The sequence below is a fragment of the Pseudomonas sp. AC083 genome (assembly GCF_979253165.1).
Window position 1 is genome coordinate 1 of record NZ_CEEDDH010000187.1, and the last position, 262, is coordinate 262.

A 262-nucleotide genomic window follows, 5' to 3' on the forward strand; every position below is an offset into this window, starting at 1 on the left:
GTTTTTCCCAAGAGATAGAGCATACTTCTCTTGAATACGGATCACAATTTGAACGAGTTCTTCCGCCTTCATGTAATCTTGCATATTTTCCTTCGAAATCAGCTTTGAAAGCCCAGCATAAATACGCTGATTGTCCTTTTTCACTTCATGAATTTCTCCTGCGAGCTTTAACAGCTCCTGACTCACTTTTTGCCCTGCTTCGTGTTCATGCAGCAGACGATAAAGCCGGTATGATTCCTGCGTAATATGCTCTGTATGTTTT

General features: G+C 41.2%; 1 pseudogene. It reads right to left on the bottom strand.

From position 1 onward, the window contains the following. Nucleotides 1–262, bottom strand: a pseudogene (locus tag AC0IXA_RS27665) (ATP-binding protein); the annotation flags it as partial.